The 17209-nt window shown below is 70.4% G+C and carries 20 protein-coding genes; 12 read left to right on the forward strand and 8 right to left on the reverse strand.

Going from position 1 to position 17209, the window contains the following annotated elements:
• Positions 1 to 22: 22 nt before the first annotated feature.
• Entirely contained in the window at positions 23 to 358 is a 336-nt protein-coding gene (locus NO998_RS04040; protein ID WP_267645762.1) for an FUN14 domain-containing protein, read from the reverse strand.
• A gap of 388 nt (positions 359 to 746) precedes the next feature.
• On the opposite strand from NO998_RS04040, the gene NO998_RS04045 reads away from it, so the two are divergent.
• Positions 747 to 2018 (forward strand): WD40/YVTN/BNR-like repeat-containing protein, encoded by a 1272-nt coding sequence (locus NO998_RS04045; protein WP_267645763.1) that lies wholly within the window; start codon positions 747 to 749, stop codon positions 2016 to 2018.
• Between the two features lie 120 nt (positions 2019 to 2138).
• Positions 2139 to 3065 (forward strand): polyprenyl diphosphate synthase, encoded by a 927-nt coding sequence (uppS, locus tag NO998_RS04050; protein ID WP_267645764.1) that lies wholly within the window; start codon positions 2139 to 2141, stop codon positions 3063 to 3065.
• 36 nt (positions 3066 to 3101) lie between these two features.
• Here uppS and NO998_RS04055 read toward each other — a convergent pair whose 3' ends face one another.
• Positions 3102 to 3710: an undecaprenyl diphosphate synthase family protein gene (locus NO998_RS04055; RefSeq protein WP_267645765.1), complete on the reverse strand. Its 609-nt coding sequence runs from the start codon at positions 3708 to 3710 to the stop codon at positions 3102 to 3104.
• A gap of 126 nt (positions 3711 to 3836) precedes the next feature.
• On the opposite strand from NO998_RS04055, the gene NO998_RS04060 reads away from it, so the two are divergent.
• From NO998_RS04060 to NO998_RS04070, 3 genes are read left to right on the forward strand one after another with little or no spacing between them, the layout of a single operon-like run.
• Positions 3837 to 5186, forward strand: a complete 1350-nt coding sequence (locus NO998_RS04060; RefSeq protein ID WP_267645766.1) for a DUF92 domain-containing protein — start codon at positions 3837 to 3839, stop codon at positions 5184 to 5186.
• A complete protein-coding gene (locus tag NO998_RS04065; protein ID WP_267645767.1) occupies positions 5183 to 5593 on the forward strand; it encodes a GNAT family N-acetyltransferase in 411 nt (136 codons plus the stop codon). The genes NO998_RS04060 and NO998_RS04065 overlap by 4 nt, the downstream gene beginning before the upstream one ends.
• A 48-nt stretch (positions 5594 to 5641) precedes the next feature.
• A complete protein-coding gene (locus NO998_RS04070) occupies positions 5642 to 6115 on the forward strand; it encodes a hypothetical protein (RefSeq protein ID WP_267645768.1) in 474 nt (157 codons plus the stop codon).
• Here NO998_RS04070 and dnaG read toward each other — a convergent pair whose 3' ends face one another.
• On the reverse strand, positions 6116 to 7495 hold the full coding sequence (gene dnaG, locus NO998_RS04075; RefSeq protein WP_267645769.1) for a DNA primase DnaG: 1380 nt from the start codon (positions 7493 to 7495) through the stop codon (positions 6116 to 6118).
• Positions 7496 to 7705: 210 nt separating this feature from the next.
• Here dnaG and NO998_RS04080 point away from each other — a divergent pair, with 210 nt between their 5' ends.
• Entirely contained in the window at positions 7706 to 8293 is a 588-nt protein-coding gene (locus tag NO998_RS04080; RefSeq protein ID WP_267645770.1) for a hypothetical protein, read from the forward strand.
• Between the two features lie 50 nt (positions 8294 to 8343).
• On the opposite strand, the gene NO998_RS04085 is transcribed toward NO998_RS04080, so the two are convergent.
• The 4 genes from NO998_RS04085 to NO998_RS04100 all read right to left on the reverse strand — a co-directional run bounded on the left by NO998_RS04085 (position 8344) and on the right by NO998_RS04100 (position 10813).
• Complete coding sequence (locus tag NO998_RS04085; RefSeq protein ID WP_267645771.1) at positions 8344 to 9342, reverse strand: ornithine cyclodeaminase family protein; 999 nt, start codon at positions 9340 to 9342, stop codon at positions 8344 to 8346.
• Between the two features lie 59 nt (positions 9343 to 9401).
• On the reverse strand, positions 9402 to 9617 hold the full coding sequence (locus NO998_RS04090) for a DUF8015 family protein (RefSeq protein WP_267645772.1): 216 nt from the start codon (positions 9615 to 9617) through the stop codon (positions 9402 to 9404).
• A gap of 125 nt (positions 9618 to 9742) precedes the next feature.
• Complete coding sequence (locus NO998_RS04095) at positions 9743 to 10144, reverse strand: DUF3054 domain-containing protein (protein WP_267645773.1); 402 nt, start codon at positions 10142 to 10144, stop codon at positions 9743 to 9745.
• 51 nt (positions 10145 to 10195) lie between these two features.
• A complete protein-coding gene (locus NO998_RS04100) occupies positions 10196 to 10813 on the reverse strand; it encodes a class I SAM-dependent methyltransferase (protein WP_267645774.1) in 618 nt (205 codons plus the stop codon).
• 77 nt (positions 10814 to 10890) lie between these two features.
• On the opposite strand from NO998_RS04100, the gene NO998_RS04105 reads away from it, so the two are divergent.
• Both NO998_RS04105 and fen read left to right on the forward strand, forming a co-directional pair.
• Positions 10891 to 11541: a GNAT family N-acetyltransferase gene (locus NO998_RS04105; protein ID WP_267645775.1), complete on the forward strand. Its 651-nt coding sequence runs from the start codon at positions 10891 to 10893 to the stop codon at positions 11539 to 11541.
• A gap of 44 nt (positions 11542 to 11585) precedes the next feature.
• Entirely contained in the window at positions 11586 to 12566 is a 981-nt protein-coding gene (gene fen, locus NO998_RS04110) for a flap endonuclease-1 (RefSeq protein WP_267645776.1), read from the forward strand.
• A gap of 9 nt (positions 12567 to 12575) precedes the next feature.
• Here fen and NO998_RS04115 read toward each other — a convergent pair whose 3' ends face one another.
• Positions 12576 to 13037: a DUF7988 family protein gene (locus NO998_RS04115; RefSeq protein ID WP_267645777.1), complete on the reverse strand. Its 462-nt coding sequence runs from the start codon at positions 13035 to 13037 to the stop codon at positions 12576 to 12578.
• Positions 13038 to 13124: 87 nt separating this feature from the next.
• Here NO998_RS04115 and NO998_RS04120 point away from each other — a divergent pair, with 87 nt between their 5' ends.
• From NO998_RS04120 to gatE, 4 genes are read left to right on the forward strand one after another with little or no spacing between them, the layout of a single operon-like run.
• The gene (locus NO998_RS04120; RefSeq protein WP_267645778.1) at positions 13125 to 13400 is read left to right on the forward strand and encodes a BolA family protein; all 276 of its coding nucleotides are present in this window, start codon (positions 13125 to 13127) and stop codon (positions 13398 to 13400) included.
• Between the two features lie 36 nt (positions 13401 to 13436).
• Positions 13437 to 13802, forward strand: a complete 366-nt coding sequence (locus NO998_RS04125; protein WP_267645779.1) for a hypothetical protein — start codon at positions 13437 to 13439, stop codon at positions 13800 to 13802.
• A gap of 57 nt (positions 13803 to 13859) precedes the next feature.
• Positions 13860 to 15269: a class II fumarate hydratase gene (locus NO998_RS04130; RefSeq protein ID WP_267645781.1), complete on the forward strand. Its 1410-nt coding sequence runs from the start codon at positions 13860 to 13862 to the stop codon at positions 15267 to 15269.
• A 54-nt stretch (positions 15270 to 15323) separates the two neighbouring features.
• Positions 15324 to 17198: a Glu-tRNA(Gln) amidotransferase subunit GatE gene (gatE, locus tag NO998_RS04135; protein ID WP_267645782.1), complete on the forward strand. Its 1875-nt coding sequence runs from the start codon at positions 15324 to 15326 to the stop codon at positions 17196 to 17198.
• Positions 17199 to 17209 lie beyond the last annotated feature (11 nt).

Here is a 17209-nt window from a genome sequence, read left to right on the forward strand (position 1 = left end):
TTTTCGAAAACGGGATCGTCGTTCAGGCGCGCCGCCAGCCGACGAAGAAGCCGCCGGTGAAGCCGGCGGAGACGGAGATCGTCGAGAGGATCGTCTCGAGCCACGACGGCGGCGTCCCCGAGGCGGCGTCCTGTCCGGCGCCGATGATCCCCGCAGTCAGCCGGTCCCAGTCCACGGTGATGATCCCGCGGGACTCGAGGAACTTGAACAGCGCCATCTCTAGGCCGACCAGCACGGCGATGATCTTGGCCACCTTCTTCGCAGCGAACCCGATCAGGGCGCCGACGACCGCCCCTGTACCGGCTTCGATGCCGAGCTGTTGGAAATCGAGGTCGAGCTGCAACACGACGGGATCCATGCCCCCTACTGGGTCGGTCGCCGTTAAGTGGTTTGTGGGCCGCACCCATCGGGTCAGTGATTGGGAGAAGTGCCTGCCCGTCGGGAGTTCTCCTCGGAAACGTGGGGCCAGCGGCCCGGTATCCGTCCGGCATGGCGGACCCTCCGGGCCGATATCGACGCCGAAGACTGGTCAGGGCGGTCAACGGGAACGCCGACGCCACCGCGGAGAACGTATGCAGTTTCTCGGAGGAACCCGGAAACTGGCCGAACGGCCCGGCGACGACTCCGAGACGGTTCGTGCGGTGATTCAGTCGGCGGCACGGGACGGCGGGGACTGATCGAGGGGCGTTCGATATCTGACCATCAGCGGAGGACTTTTCACCGCGAGTACAGTACGACGGGTGACTATGTGGGATACGGGTGCGGGTACGCGAGAGCCGGCGTGGGAACCGGCCGAGACCGAGTTCGAGATCGACCTGTTCGACGTGGTTCACACCGTCGAGGGGCCGTACGCGGTCGGCGCCAGCGGGACGCTGGTCGCCGACACCGGCTCGGGCTGGGACGTCGTCTTCGACGACGGCCCCGCGACGCGGGAGGCACAGCTACAGGCCGCCGACGTGACCGCCGACGGCCGGCGGGTCTGGATGGTCGGGACCTCCGGCGTCGTCGCGTGTTACGACGTGGAACAGGCACGGAAGTTCGACTACTCCTCCCCCGACGGGATGACCTCGACGTGGGAGGGCGTCGCCGTCGCCGGCCGGAAGGGTCGGGAGAAAGTTCTCGCGGCGAACGGTTCCGGGGAGGTCCTGCCGTTCCTCGTCGACGGCTTCGAGATCGATTGGGGCCAACCCCGCAAGCCCGCGGGCAAGGGGGCGAACGTCGCTGCGCTCGCGGCCAGCCCCGACGGCGTCGGCTACGCGATCGACACCGCGGGCAACGCGTTCAAGACGACCCAGCGGGAGGGCTGGGCCGAGATCGGTATCCTCGACTCCCAACTCAAGCTTCACGACATCCACGCCGGGGCGAACGGGCGTGTCTACGTCGCCGCCGGCGACGGCAACGTCTACCGCTACGACGACTCCTACGAGAGTTGGACCCCCATCGGGGTCACCGACGGGATCGCCCTGCGGGCCATCGACGTCGCGGTGTACGAGAACGGCACCGGCGAGATGGTCGTGGTCGGCGACGACGGCTCCCTCTACGAACGGGTCGGCGACGAGCGCTGGGTCAAACAGCCCACCCCCGTCGATGCGACGCTCCACGGTCTCAGCGTGGGCGACCTCGATGTGGCGGTCGGCACGGGCGGGACCGTGCTCGAACGCCCACAGTCGACCCGCTACGACCGGAGTTCGGCAGACGGGGACACCTACGACGGCCGCGGCGAGACCTACGACGAACCGACCGACCGTCGGCGGACGGCCGATGCCGACGACGCCGCCGACGGGAGCGACAGCGAGGACGGGGACGCGGTGGGCGACGGCGACGACGCCAGCGACCTCACGACCGGCGAAGTGCTCGTCGTGCTCGCCGACGAACTGGACATCGAGGAACTCTCCTCGGCGGCGGGCTACAACACGACCGAGATCCAGCAGCGCCTGATCGAACTGGCCGACGAGGTCGGTGTCGACCCCACGCGGGTCCGCAGTGCGCTGGCCACCGACGGCGGGAACGACTCGTAACCGCGTCGAACCACGTTTCCCGGGCGGATAGGCCCCGGCAGTCGTCACCCGGAATGGTGTGGTGGCTCTTGTCACGATCGCGTCACAAGACTCATACGCCGCGCCCATCCACCAACACGCATGAAGCAGTGGGTCCGCAGCCAGCTTACCCGGGCCTATGAGCGCCTCCTCCGCCGCGAGGGCGAGGGGGGGCCCTCACACGTCGCCATCATTCAGGACGGGAACCGCCGCTACGCCCGCGAGCGCGGCGATGACGCCACCGACGGCTACGACGCCGGCGCCCGAACCACCGAGCAGGTGCTGGAGTGGTGTCAGGACATCGGAGTGAAGGAGCTCACCCTCTACGCGTTCTCGACGGAGAACTTCAAGCGCCCGCCCGAGCAGCGCGAGAAGCTCTACGACCTGTTGGAGGACAAACTCCGCGGTATCGCCGACAACGAACGCATCCACGAGAACGGGGTCGCCATCCGCGCGATCGGCGAGACCGACCGGCTCCCCGAGCGCGTCCGCGAGGCCATCGACTACGCCGAGGGCCGAACCGCCGACTACGACTCGTTCCGGCTCAACGTCGCGCTGGCCTACGGCGGCCGGAACGAACTGCTCCGGGCCGCACGCGACGTGCTCGACGACGTGGCTGCCGGCGACCTCGATCCGGCGGGGATCGACACCGACCTCGTCGACGAACGCCTCTACGGCCGGGAAGTCAGGGACGTGGACCTCATCATCCGCACCGGTGGCGACGAGCGCACCTCGAACTTCCTCCCGTGGCACGCCAACGGCAACGAGGCCGCGGCGTACTTCTGTGCGCCCTACTGGCCGGAGTTCTCGAAGATCGACTTCCTGCGGGGGATTCGCACCTACCAGTCACGCGAGCGCTCCTGGCAGCGCACCCGGAGCGACCGCGCGGCCGCCATCGTGCGCGCCGTCGCCGAGACCGAACTCGCCGAGGCCAGAACCGTCGCCGGCCGGCTCCGGGAGAAACTGCCCGGGGCGGCCCCGGAACTGGACGCTGAACTGGACGCCCGGGGAACCGAGTCGGCCGACTGACTCCGGTCGGCGACGATCGCCGATCCGGACCACTTCTCACTCCCCGAACCGTCGCTGCCGGTCCTCGAACTCCCGGACCGCCCGCAGGTAGTCGCGCTTGCGGAAGTCACGCCAGTTCACGTCGGTGAAGTAGAGCTCCGAGTAGGTCGACTGCCAGATGAGGAAATCCGAGAGCCGTTCGGCCCCGGTCTTGATGAGCAGGTCTGGCTCCTCCGGGAAGACGAGGTGGTCGGTGACGGTATCCTCGTCCACGTCCTCGGGGTCGAGGTCGCCGGCGGCCACGTCCTCGGCCATCTCTCGGACCGCGCGGGCGAACTCCCCGCGACCGCCGAGGCCGACGTTGATCCGGATGGGGGCGTCGGCGCGCTCGGCGTCGTCGGGGCCGCGGACCGCGATCTCCCGGGGGGCGTCGATGGCTCTGAGTTCGCGGATCAGCGTCGGGACGACCGCCTCGTCGAGCACCGACACCGAGACGGTGACGCGGTCGGCGCCGTAGTCGAACGCCCAGCCGAGCGTTCGCTCGAGGGTCTCGTAGGCACCCTGTTCGAGCAGGTCGCGCTCGGTCAGCACCAGCGCGACGTGGTCGGGGCCGTCGGCGTCGGCGAGGCGGTGGCGGAGGGCGAGATAGGCGTCGTACGCTCCCACACCCGCGGTAGCGCTCGCGGACTCGAAAAGGCTTCGGGGCGTCCAACGGCGGCGCCGCCGGCGGGTGATACGGCAACGTAGTGCGGTGTCGGGACCGTTAAGTACGCGTCGGGGGTAGCCGCCGACGTGAACCGGACGCTCAAGCGCGACGGCGGGTTCGCGCTGGTTTCCCTGCTCGCGCTCGCCGCGCCGTTGTTCGGGGCGGCAACGGCGCTGCCGTTCCTCGCCATCGCCGGCGTCGCGGCGTTCCTCATCGACGAGGGGCCCGTCTTCGAACTGTTCGCCCGGCCGCGTGACTGGCAGGCCGGGCGGCTCTACGGCCTCGCGGCGTTCGCGCTGTCGGCGGCCGTGCTCTCCTTTCTCTCGATGCCGCCGGTCACGGCGACCTACACCATGCCGCTGCCGTCGTTCGCCGCCAGCGTCGTCACCGTCGGCGTCGGCACGCTCGGGGCTACCTTCGCCCGCGAGTACGTCGACGAGCCGTTCCTGATCCTCTCGGCGTTCGCCGTGGTGGGGTTCTTCGCGGCGCTGCTGGCACAGCTGACGGTCGTCGCACTCGGGGCGACGCCGCTCTCCATCGTCGCCGTCGCGCCCGTCAGCCTGCCGACGCTGACGTTCCACGCCGCGCTGGCGGCGCTCGTCGGCGCGCTCACCCGATCGCTGCTCGCCGCCGACGACCGCGCCGCGGTGGCGTTCGCCGTCGGGGCGACGATGCTCGTCGTCGGCGCGCTCTCGGAGCCGGTCCACGTCCTCGACGTGGGCCTCGCACTCGGCGTCGCGCTCCTGCTCGGCGGGATCACCTACGCCACCGGCACCGCCTCGGTGGAGGGGATGCTTTCGGGCGTGTTGCTCTGTCTGGTCACCATCGTCCTCGGCGGGCCGGGCTGGTTCGCGCTCCTGCTCACCTTCTTCGGCGTCGGCACGCTCTCGACGAAGTTCCGCTACGAGCACAAAGCCGACCGCGGCGTCGCCGAGGAGAACGAGGGCGCCCGGGGGCTCGGCAACGTCCTCGGTAACGCCGGCGTGGCGCTGTTGGCCGTCGTCGGCTTCGCGGCCGCGGGCGACCTCCCGATCGGCGGAACGCTGTTCGCGGTCGCGTTCGCCGGGTCGCTGGCGACGGCGATGGGCGACACGCTGTCGAGCGAGATCGGTGGGCTGTTCGACACCCCGCGGCTGGTCACCTCCGGCAAGCGCGTCCCGCCCGGCACCGACGGCGCCGTGACGTGGCAGGGCGAACTCGCCGGCCTCGTCGGCGCCGCGGCCGTCGGTGGGCTGGCGACGCTGCTGCTCGACGTGGGCCAGGACCCGCTGCTCGTCGTCGGCATCGTCGCCGGCGGCGGGTTCGTCGGTATGACCGCCGACAGCGCGCTCGGCGCCACCGTCGAGGGCGACGTGGTCGAAAACGAGACCGTGAACCTCCTCGCGACGCTGACGGGCGCGCTCGCAGCCGTCGTCCTGTTCGTGCTGGTCGCGTGATCCGCGACGCCCGCCCGGGGGACCGACCCGCGGTTCGGCGCCTCCAGGCCCGACTCCCGGAACCGGCACCCGACCTCCTCGACCCCGTCGCCGGTGGGAGCCTGCTCGTCTCCACGGCCGACGGCGCCATCGTGGGCTACCTCATCTGGTTCCCCGGATCACCGGTGTACGCCGCGGAGATGGTGGTCCACCCCGACTACCGTCGGGAAGGGCGCGCCCGTGCGCTGTTTCACGAGATGTTCGACCGCCAGCCAGCCGGTACCGAGATCGAACTCCGGGTCGAAGCCGACAACGAGGCTGCACAGGACCTCTACCGTGAGTTCGGCTTCGAGCGTGTCGCCGTCGAACCCGACGCCTACGACGCCGGCGTCGGCTACCGGATGCGTGCGGTGGTCGGCGGCAACTGACCCCCCGATAGCACTACGGTGGTGGAGCGTTGATTGCCATGTGAAACCATGCCGAAGAAGCCAGCCGACTCCCGAGCGGTCGAGTACCTCTCGGAGCACGGGCCGTCCCCGCGGGGTGAGTTGCCGGTGAAGAACCTCGCGAAGAACGTCCGTGCGCTCGTGGGGACGCTCAACATCACCGGCGGGCCGGGCGGCGGTGGCTCGACCGCCGGCGTCGCGGGCGGACTCACCGGGATCGCGTACCTCCGGGGCGAACACGACCTCCGGCAGGTACTCGAAGCGTGGCTGGCGGAGAACGAGGCGCAGATGGAACAGCTCCCGTCCGACTCCGTCAGGCGGCGCCTCCGGGCGTCGGTCCCCCACGAACAGCGCGACGTGGTCAGCGACGTGCTGACCGAAGCGGGCTACGAGGTCGACTACACCGACCGCGGCGGCAGGCAGACCGAACCGTTCGAGTGTGGGCTCTGTGGGGAGTCGGTGCCCGACATCGCCTCCCACCTGCCGGAGTGCCCCGAGCGCTGATCAGGGGAGGAAGCCGTCGACCGGTCGGACGTGGGGCAGTGCCGGCTGCTTGACGAACTCGCCTGTCTCGCGGGCGACAGCGTGTTCGAAGCCGCGTTCGGCCGCGGCGTCCAACGTGCGCTGGTCGAGTGTCCCGTCGAGGACGACCGCGTAGCCGCCGTCGCTCCCGTCGACGGTGTCGTAGGCGTGGCCGGCGGGCGCCTCGGCGGCCGTCTCCAACTCGGCATCGAGCAGTCGGACGGTGTCGCTGTGGCTCCCGACGACTTCACGGACGTGGTCCCCGAGCGTCGGCGCCGGCTCTTCGGCGTCCTCAGCGTCCGCTACGTCCGCCTCGCTTTCGGCGACGTCGTCGGTCAGCGACGCCGACGCGCCGTCGCCGTCAGCGGAGTCCTCGTCGCCTGCGTCGCTACCGGGTCCGTCGGTGGTCGAGGGCGATTCGGGGCTCTCGATCCGGCCGTCACGGATCGGCGGTGGAGTCTCGCCGATGGCCGGTGCCGACCCGTCGGTGCGGGCGGTCTCGCTCGTCCCGCCGGTGGCGACTTCCCGGGCCGACTCGGGGTCGGCGGCGTCGCGGGCCTCGACGTACACTTCGTAGGGCGTCTTCTCCCGGAGCGCCGCGAGCAGTTCCCCGCGGGGGAGTTCCTCGACGGACTTCCCCTCGGGGGCGAAGGCGACGAAGTCCACGTCGCCGACCTGCCCGAGTTCGCGGAGGATCAGTTCACCGCCGCGGTCGCCGTCGAGGAACGCCGTGGTCGTACGCTCGCGGGTCAGTACCGCGACCTCCTCGGGGACGTTGGTCCCCTCGACGGCGACGGCGTTCTTGACGCCGAAGTCGAGCAGGCGGGACACGTCGGCCCGTCCTTCGACGACGACGATGGCGTCGCCGTCCGCGACGTTCGGGCCGGCGGGGTAGCCCTCGTAGTCGTCCATCCGGCCGACCCGAACCGATTCGCGGACTTCCTCGTGGAGTTCGTCGCTGGTGAGGACGGACTCCTCGAAGGAGTCGGCGAGCAGTTCCTTCGCGCGCTGGACGACGATGCGGCGCTTGGCCGCCCGGACGTCCTCGATGTCGGTCACTTCGATGCGGGCCTGACAGGGGCCGACGCGGGAGATGGTCTCCAGCGACGCCGCGAGGATGGCCGTCTCGACCTTGTCGAGCGAGGACGCGATGGTCACGTCGCCGAAGGACTGCCCCCCTTCGGTCTCGACGCTCACGTCGATGCGCCCGACCTTCGAGGCGTCCTGCAGGTCACGGAGGTCCATCTCGTCGCCGAGTAGGCCCTCGGTCTGGCCGAACACCGCGCCGACCACGTCGCTGCGTTCGATGACGCCGTCGGCGGAGAGTTTGGCGTGGATGAGGTATTTGGCTGTGTCTTGCATGGTGAGTGCCCCGGTGGGGGCTGAATGGTGATGGAAACGGCGGCAGTGCCGCCACTCGTTAAAAGACGACAGGGCTGGATATAGCTGTCGTAGGACGGGAGGACGAGCCACACCAACAAGGGCCTGTCAGGCGCCGAAGGCGTGTCTGACGCGTTCTCGCGGGCTGATACGGGGAGAAAACGTTTAACGATCACCTGTGTCGTTCGTCGTATGCGAAAGCGATCCCTCCGAACGCCAAACGCCGATCGGGGTACCCCGCAGACGCCCGTCGACGCCGGCCTCCCGGCCACACCGGACAGGGTCCGGTTGCCCACGGAGCACGGCTCTTCGGCGTCGACGGCCCTCGACAGCGGCCTCGAGCCCACCGAGTCCGTCACTCGCCGGGTCGACGCCGACCCGGTGACGGCGCTGCGCTACCAGGAGTTCGGAGCCCTCCCGCTCACCCACGTCGCCACTGTCTCGACCGGTGATGCCGGCCCGCGCGTCATCGCCACGCTCGCCAACGACAGCGGCGAGACGTGGGCCTACCGCGTCCCGAAAGGGCCGGCACCCTTCGCTGGCGGCCGTGCGACGCTGGGCGACGCCGAAGTCAGACTCGCCCCCGACGAGGAGCCGGCCCCGCTGACCGACGGCGTGCTCCACCCGGGTGAGTCGATCCACTCCGCGGTGTCGGCCTCGGCACTCACCGGCGCCGAACCGGGGTGGCCGGAAGGCGAGTACCGGTTCCAGCAGCCACTCACGGTCTGGACCGACGAACGCGCCCACAGCTACAACTGGCGGGTCACGCTCCGGGTCTGAGCGGACGGCCGAAGCGACCGTCCTTCGACTGTCGGGTCCGCCTGTTCAGCCTACTCCCCGGTGAGCGCCTGACTCGCCGGCGAGAAGTCGACCGTCTCGCCGAGGTCTGCCTCCACCGCTTTCTCGTAGAGCAGGTACGCGCCGGCGACCGTCTCGATCCCGGTGCCGCCGGAGTCGAACACCGTGATCTCCTCGTCGTCGGTCCGGCCCTCGGCCTCGCCGGCGACGACCTCGCCCAGTTCCGCGTGGACGTGGTCCTCGTCGACGACGCCCTCGTTGAGGGCGTTGATGAACGAGCCAGCATCCGTGGTCGCGCGGGCCCGGAGGTCCGGGACGTACTTCGCGCGCTCGATCGTTCTCGCGTCGAGTTCGTGTTTCTCGGCGTCGTACTGTCCCATCGCGGTGACGTGAGCACCCGGTTCGAGGTCGTCGCCGTCGAACACCGGTTCCGGGGCGGTCGTGGCGGTGATGACCACGTCCGCACCCTCGACCGCCGCGGCCGAGGAGGCGACGGCGGCGACGGCGGCGTCGAGGCGCTCGTTCATCTCGCCGGCGAACGCCTCGCGGGACTCCTTGGTCGGGGAGTAGACCCAGACCGTTTCGAGGTCCCGGACTTCCGCGGTACAGCGGAGTTGGCCCCGGGCCTGCGCCCCCGAGCCGATGACGGCGACGCTCGTGGCGTCCTCGCGGGCCAGCGCGTCGACACCGACGGCGCCGGCGGCGCCGGTCTTGAAGGGGTTCATCGACGCGCCGTCGAGGACCGCCAGCGGCTCGCCGGACTCGGCGTCGAACAGCGGCGTGGAGAACCACGCGTCGCGCTCGCCGAAGCCGGCGCTGTACATGTAGCCGCCCATCGCGCCCGTGTCGGGCAGGACCGCGGCGTAGGTCGTGAGCATCCCCGGCGGGTCGGCGTTGCCGAGTTTGGTTCGCGGTTCGGCGGCGGCGCCCTCGCCGCGCTGTCGATAGCCCTCGCGGACGGCGTCGACGTACTCGGCGGGGTCGGCGAGGCCGTCGAGTTCGTCGCTGCGCAGGAACAGCGTCTCGGTCATACTCGCAGCGTTGGGGGCGAGCGTCTAAAGGGTACCTGCCGTCGCACGGCGGTGGCCGATCAGTCGGCGTCGGTTCGGCCCGCCGGCGGATCGGTCGCCCGCTCGCCGACGGCCGGCGCGCGGACGAAGAGCGCGTGGGCGACCACGAGCGCGGCCGCCGTGCCCCCGGCGAGCACCGTCGAGGTCGGGGGGAGGCCGACGGTGGAGAGAACGGTCGTTACACCAACCAACACGCCCGGAATCAGGGCGAGAACGTAGTCGTAGTACCCGAACATATGCGGCGTAACGTTACGTGGTAGCCGTCTTAATTGTTACTCGTGGGGTGGCTCGTGGTTTCTCGTAACTTATGCACGGACTGGCGACTGCCTCGGAGGGGAAAACCGGGACGAGAAGCGGCGGTTCAGCTGAGTTTGAACGCGACCCAACGCCAGCCACCGAGGGCCAGCGAGCCGACCGCCAGCATCACGACGAGAAAGACCGCCAGCCCGGTGCTGAAGTCGCTCTGGACCGCGCCGCGGACGACGACGCCGACCAACGCGGCCGGGATCCAAGAGCGGATCGCCAGCGGCACCGCGGCCTTCGCGGACTCGGCGGCGCCGGCCGAGTAGGCGCCGATCGGGACGCTCGCGACCGCCCAGCCCAGCAGGAACGGCGCGGCGGTCGTGGCCAGCGCCGTCGGCCCGGTCAGTGAGCCGTGACTAGTCATGCCGATCGCGATCACCGTGACGATCGCGATCACGTCGCCGACGACGAGCGGCGCCGCCGATCGGTCGACCCGCTTCGAGAGGAACGACTCGCTCATGCCCGGCGGTTTCACCTCCTCCGTACTGACTCCTTCGCTCCGCGGTCGTCGCTACTCTGCCGCCCGCCCATCGCCCACCGGCTCGCCCGGCACCTTCCCAACCGCCGTGTAAACGGTTCCACGATCGAGGACGCGCGACTGTAGCCCCGCGCGGGTCAGCTCTTGGCTGGCCGCGTCGGCGGTCACGAACTGGGAGTCCATCCCGAACAGCGCCTCGAAGACCGCGATCCCGCGCCCGGGGACCGTCGCCGGGTCGAAATCGCGGATCACCACCACCCCGCCGGGGGCGACGACCCGCGCCGCCTCGGCGAGCGCCGACTGCCGCTCAGGGAGGTGGTGGTAGGCGTCGACGATCACCGCGGCGTCGACGGCGTCGTCGGCCAGCGGGAGACAGCCGGCGTCGGCCCGCACCGTTGCCAGCCCGCGGGCCGCCGCGCGGGCGAGCATCGGCCCCGAGAAGTCCGCGACGAGCGGGTCGTACTCCTCGGCGAGGGCGTCGGCGACGCGCCCGGTGCCGCCCGCGAGGTCGAGCACGCGCTCGATCGGTCGGTCCGCGAACGCGAACGCTTCGACCGCCCAGTCCGTCGTGGGCGGCCACATCAGCGCGTCGTACAGTCGGGCGCCGCGGTCGAAAAAGCGCACGTCGCCGCGTCCCAGCCAGCCGGTCATGGGGCCGAGTCGGCCGGCCGGCGACATAAACCCCGGGCGAGCGAACGCTCATTAGTGTCCAGACGTTTGCATGGGGTATGGAGTTCGCGTTGCTGGGCTGGCCGGAGGCGGGCCCCACGCTGCGGCTGGACTTCCGGGAGTTCAGCTACGCGGGGAAGTTCGTCATGAGCAACACGGGGAAAGCGGTCGCTCGCGACCCCGACGGGCCCCGCGAGGCGCCCCCGCGGATCGACGCCGACATCGAGCGCCCCGACGTCGGGAGCGACGACGACCCCTTCGAGCGCGACGTGGTCGCCGCCGCGGCGTTCAACGAGGACCGCACCGACCCGGGCGTGCTGTGGATCCGCTACATCACGACGCGCCAGGACCGCCGCGGCGAGGGTATCGGCGCCCGACTCGCGGCGTTCGTCGCCCGGCGGGCCGAACGGCGGGGCTACCGCCGCTGCCGCATCGCGGTCAACAACCCCTTCGCCTACCACGCGCTCTACAAGGCCGGCTTCGTCTTCACCGGTCGCGAGACCGGCCTCGCGGAGTTGGTGCTCGAGCGCCCCGGCCAGCGCGACGCCGTCACCTACCAGTGCGGGCTGGACACGTTCCGGACCGACGAGGACCGGGACCTGAGCGAGGACGAACGGGCGTTCCTCGCCCGCCTCGACGACGCCGACGCCCCCGACCTCGTGACGGTGCCCGAGGGCCACGACGAGGGGACCGAGCCTGCCGCCCACTGAGGGCGAACCTCCACCTTCAAGCCCGGCGGTCGGCTACCCGAGGTATGGGCAATGCGGACCTACGCGCGGTCGCACACATCGAGGACGTTCCCTTCGCGGAACTCTCCGGGAGCGTCGTCGCCGTCGACGCACACAACTGGCTCTACCGCTACCTCACGACGACGGTGAAGTTCACCGCCGACGGGGTCTACACGACCGACGCCGGGGAGGAAGTCGCCAACCTCGTCGGCGTCGTCCAGGGGCTGCCGAAGTTCTTCGAGGCCGACGTGACCCCCGTGTTCGTCTTCGACGGCGGCGTCACCGACCTCAAGAGCGACGAGGTCGAGCGCCGCCGCGAACAGCGCGAGCAGGCCGAGGAGCGACGCAAGGAAGCCGAGGAGGCCGGCGAGGCGGTCGAAGCCGCCCGACTCGAAGCCCGCACCCAGCGGCTGACCTCGGTGATCCACGAGACCACCCGCGGGCTGCTCGACCGACTCGACGTGCCCTACATCGAGGCGCCCGCCGAGGGGGAGGCCCAGTGTGCCCACATGGCCGCCGTCGGCGACGCCGACTACGCCGGCAGCGAGGACTACGACACCATGACCTTTGGCTCGCCGCTGACGCTCCGGCAACTCACCTCGAAGGGCGACCCCGAACTGATGGACCTGCAGAAGACCCTCGCGAAGCACGACATCACCTACGAACAGCTCGTCGACGTGGCGCTGCTCATGGGCACGGACTTCAACGAGGGCGTCTCCGGCTACGGCCCGAAGACCGCCGTGAAGGCGGTCAAGGAACACGGCGACATCTGGGGCGTGATGGAGGCCGACGACGTCTACGTCGAGAACGCAGACCGGGTGCGGGAGCTGTTCTTCGACCCGCCGGTCACCGACGACTACGAACTGGACCTCGACATCGACCCGGACCTCGACGCCGCCCGCGAGTACGTCGTCGACGAGTGGGAGGTCGACGCCGAGGAGGTCGAGCGCGGCTTCGAGCGCATCGAGGAGTCGCTCGTCCAGACCGGGCTGGACGAGTGGACCTGAGCCGGCGGCTCAGCGCGCCGGCTCGAAACTGACCGACAGCGCTCCGGCCGCCGAGGATGCGCCCCGTACGTAGGCGACCGGCGCGTCGATCCCCGCCGGGTCACGAACCACGTCGAAGCAGTCGATCCGGATCACGTAGCGGCCGCCGTCGACCGTCCCGCGCAGTACCGGCCCAGTACTCGTGAGCACGACGTACGGCGGCGCCGGCACGGGCCGCGCGGGCAGTCGGTCGCCGGCGGCTTCGACGGCGTCGGCGAGGACGCGCGGGAGCGACCGGAGTACGTCGCGGTCGTCGAGTTCCACGCGGAACGACTCCCGCAGCGCGTCCCGATCGGTCGTCGCCCGCCGGCCGTCGTCGAGGCGGGACCAGTCGGCCGCGACGGCGTCGGCGGCGTCGAGAACGGCGTCGATGGGTGACTCGTGGGCCGTCAGCAGGTGATCGCGCGCGGCGGCCGTGGCGTCGTCTGACACGCCCGAGGGTGGCGGTGCCCCTCGGCTTCAGTCTACCCCTCCGCCACCACCGACTCGTTTTTCCCCGTCGCCGCCCGGGGTTCGGGTATGACTCCAGACGAACTCGAAGCGGCGATCGAGGACGGTATCGAGGACGCCGACGCGACGGTGACGCTCCCGCGGGCTCACCACGACAGGGACCACCAGGACGCCCACTTCGCGGCGGTCGTCGTCTCGCCCGCCTTCGAGGGCGAGGGCCTCGTCCAGCAGCACCAGCAGGTGTACGACGCCGTCGGCGACGCGATGACCGACACCGTCCACGCCCTGGAGATCGAGACGTACACGCCCGAGGAGTACGAGGCCAAGCAGGCTGCCGAGGAGTAGCGGGAACGTTTTCACGCCCGCCGCGTTTGACCGACTATGGCCCTCCCGTCGGCGTGGAGCCGACGCTCGTTGACCGTGGCGAGCGTCGCGTACGCGGCCATCCTGCTCGTGACGGTCGTCGAGACGCCGCCGACGGTCCCGATGCTCGTGGGAGCAGTGTTCGTCTTCGCGCTGTCGGGGGGCGGCACGGTCCGGCTCGCCGACGAACACGGGCTCCGACTGCCGGCGGCCGCCTTTTTCGCCACCGTTGCCCTCCTGCTCGCGGGGGCGTGGTGGCGCGGTGCCGGGGGCGTCAACGCCTTCGTCGCGATGTCGATCCACCTGCTCGGTCTGTTCGTCGTCGCGGCGGTCAGTTCGGGCGAACTGTTCCTCAAACAGCTTCTCGGCGCCCGTAGCCAGTAGTCGCCCGCCGGCGACGACACCGGTGGGTTTTACGACGCGCCGCGCGACCCTGCGCGCATGAGTGAGGACTTCCGAACCGAAGCGGACAGCCTCGGTGAGATGCAGGTACCCGCGGACGCCTACTGGGGCGCCCAGACCCAGCGCGCCGTCGAGAACTTCCCCATCTCGGACATCGTGTTCGGGCGACGGTTCGTCCGCGCGCTCGGCGTGGTCAAGAAGTCCGCCGCCCGCGCGAACCGCGACCTCGGCCACGTCGACGACGACGTCGCCGAGGCCATCGTCGCTGCCGCCGACGAGGTGATCGCCGGCGACCTCGACGAGCAGTTCCCCGTCGACGTGTTCCAGACCGGCTCGGGCACCTCCTCGAACATGAACGCCAACGAGGTCATCGCCAACCGCGCCGCCGAGATCATGGGCGCGGAGATCGGCGACCGCGTCGTCCACCCGAACGACCACGTCAACTTCGGGCAGTCCTCGAACGACGTGATCCCGACGGCGATGCACGTCGCCGCCCTCGAGGCCGTCGAGAAGGACCTCGTGCCCGCTCTGGAGGTGCTCGAAACCGAACTCGAAGAGAAGGAAGTCGAGTTCGACGGTGTCGTCAAGACCGGCCGCACCCACCTACAGGACGCTACGCCCGTCCGACTGGGCCAGGAGTTCGGCGGCTTCCGCACGCAGGTCGAGAAGGGCCGCGAGCGCCTCGACAGCATCCGCCCGCGACTGGAGGAACTGGCTCTCGGCGGCACCGCCGTCGGTACCGGGCTCAACACCGACCCCGAGTTCCCCGAACTCGCGGCGGAGTACATCGCCGAGGAGACCGGCCTCGGCTTCCGCGAGGCCGACAACCACTTCGAGGCGCAGTCGGCCCACGACGCCATGAGCGAGGCCCACGGCGCGCTGCGCGTGATCGCTGGCAGCCTGAACAAGATCGCCAACGATCTCCGCCTGCTCGCCTCCGGGCCCCGCAACGGCCTCGGCGAGATCGAACAGCCGGAGAACCAGCCCGGCTCCTCGATCATGCCCGGCAAGATCAACCCCGTCGTCGCCGAGGCAGTCAATCAGGTCCACAAGCAGGTCGTCGGCAACGACGCCGCGGTCTCGGCGGGCGCCGCCGAGGGCCAGATCGACCTGAACCTCTACAAGCCGGTGATCGCCCACAACTTCCTCGAGTCCGCCGAACTCCTCACGAACAGCGCGACGACGTTCGCCGAGAAGTTCGTCGCCAAACTGGAGGCCAACGAGGAACACTGTGAGGCACAGGTCGAGCGTTCGATGGCGCTGGCGACGGCGCTCAACCCCGCGGTCGGCTACGACAAGGCCTCGAAGATCGCGAAGCAAGCGCTCGCCGACGGGAAGTCCGTCAAGGAGGTCGCCGTCGACGAGGGCTACCTGACCGAGGAGGAGGCCGCTGAAGTACTCGACCCGGAGAAGATGACCCACACCGGGATCCTGGGCGACGACAACTGAGGCGCCCGCCCGCGACTGCTACCCTTTTTACCCCCGCCGCTCCCCAAATCAGCCATGAGCGACGACGCCCGCGACTACGAGGAACTCGGCCTCGTGGCCGGTCTGGAGATCCACCAACAGCTCGACACCGAGACCAAGCTGTTCTGTGAGTCGCCGACCGAACTCCGCGAGCCCGAGGAGGCGACCCACACGATCACCCGCGAACTCCACCCGACCCGGAGCGAACTCGGCGAACTCGACGAGGCGGCGATGGAGGAGAGCCGCGTCGACCGTACGTTCGAGTACCTCGCCTACGACACGACCTGCCTCGTCGAGGAGGACGACGAGCCGCCGGCCCGAATCGACGAGGAGGCCCTCTCCGTGGCGATGGGCATCGCCGACCTGCTCGACGCCGACGTGGTCGATCAGGGCCACGTCATGCGGAAGCTGGTCATCGACGGCTCGAACACCTCCGGCTTCCAGCGCTCGATGCTGTTGGCCCAACACGGCGAGATCGAGACCGACGACGGCAGCGTCGGCATCGTCGACGTGATGCTGGAGGAGGAGTCCGCTCAGCGCGTCGAGGAAACCGAGGAGGGCGTGCGCTACTCGCTGGACCGACTCGGCATCCCCCTCGTGGAAATCGGGACCGCGCCGGACATCCGAACCCCCGAACAGGCCTACGAGGCCGCCGAACACATCGGCATGCTCCTGCGCTCGACCGGCTCGGTCAAGCGCGGGCTCGGGACGATCCGGCAGGACGTGAACGTCTCCATCGAGGAGGGCGCCCGCGTCGAGATCAAGGGCGTGCAGGCGCTGGGCGACATCCGCGACATCGTCGCCGGCGAGGTCGACCGTCAGGCCGAACTGCTCGATATCCGTGAGGAACTCGCCGCCCGCGACGCCGCCGTCGGCGAGGTCGAGGACGTGGCGCAGGTCTTCGAGGACACCGACTCCGGCGTCATCCGCGGCGCGCTCGACTCGGGCGGCGAGGTGTTCGCCGTGCCGCTGTACGGCTTCGACGGACTGGTCGGCCGGGAACTCCAACCCGACCGCCGACTCGGGACCGAACTCTCCGACCACGCCAAGCGCGCGGGCGCCGGCGGCATCTTCCACACCGACGAACTGCCGGCCTACGGTGTCACCGCCGAGGAGGTCGAGGCCCTGAAGGCGGCCGTCGACGCTGGCGAGAACGATGCCGTGGCCCTCGTCGCCGCCGACGCCGGCGTGGCCGAGCAGGCCATCGAGGCCGCCGCCGACCGCGCCCGGACCGCCATCGAGGGCGTCCCCGAGGAGACCCGCGGGGCCAACGACGACGGCACGACGCGCTACCTCCGGCCGCTGCCCGGCGCGGCCCGGATGTACCCCGAGACCGACGTGCCGCCCGTGGAGCCGGACCCGAGTGAGGTCGAGACGCCCGAACTGCTCACGGACCGCGTCGAACGCTACGCCGCCGAGATGGGCCTCGACGAGGGACTCGCCGAGCAGGTCGCGTTCGGCCGCCGGATGGTCCTCTTCGAGGAGGCCGTCGAGGCGGGCGTCGATCCGACGTTCGCCGCCTCCACGCTGGAGTCGACGCTCACGGAACTCAGCCGCGAGGGCGTCGACGTGGACGCCATCCGCGACGACGCGCTACTGGGGACGCTCCTGCTGGTCGAGGACGGCGAACTGCCGAAGGAGGGGGTCAACCCCGTGCTGACGGCGCTCGCCGAGGACCCCGAACTGACGCCGGAGGAAGCGATGGACGAGGCGGGCGTGGGCGGCGTCAGCGAGGACGAGGTCCGCGAGGCCGTTCAGGAGGTCGTCGAGCGCAACGCCGCGCAGGTCGAGGAACAGGGAATGGGGGCGTTCTCGGCGCTCATGGGCGAGTGTATGGGCGCGCTGCGCGGGCAGGCCGGCGGCGACCTCGTGAGCGAGACGCTCCGCGAGGAGATCCAGAAGCGCGCCTGATCGGTCGCGGC

Source organism: Halolamina litorea, assembly GCF_026616205.1.
GTDB lineage: Archaea > Halobacteriota > Halobacteria > Halobacteriales > Haloferacaceae > Halolamina > Halolamina litorea.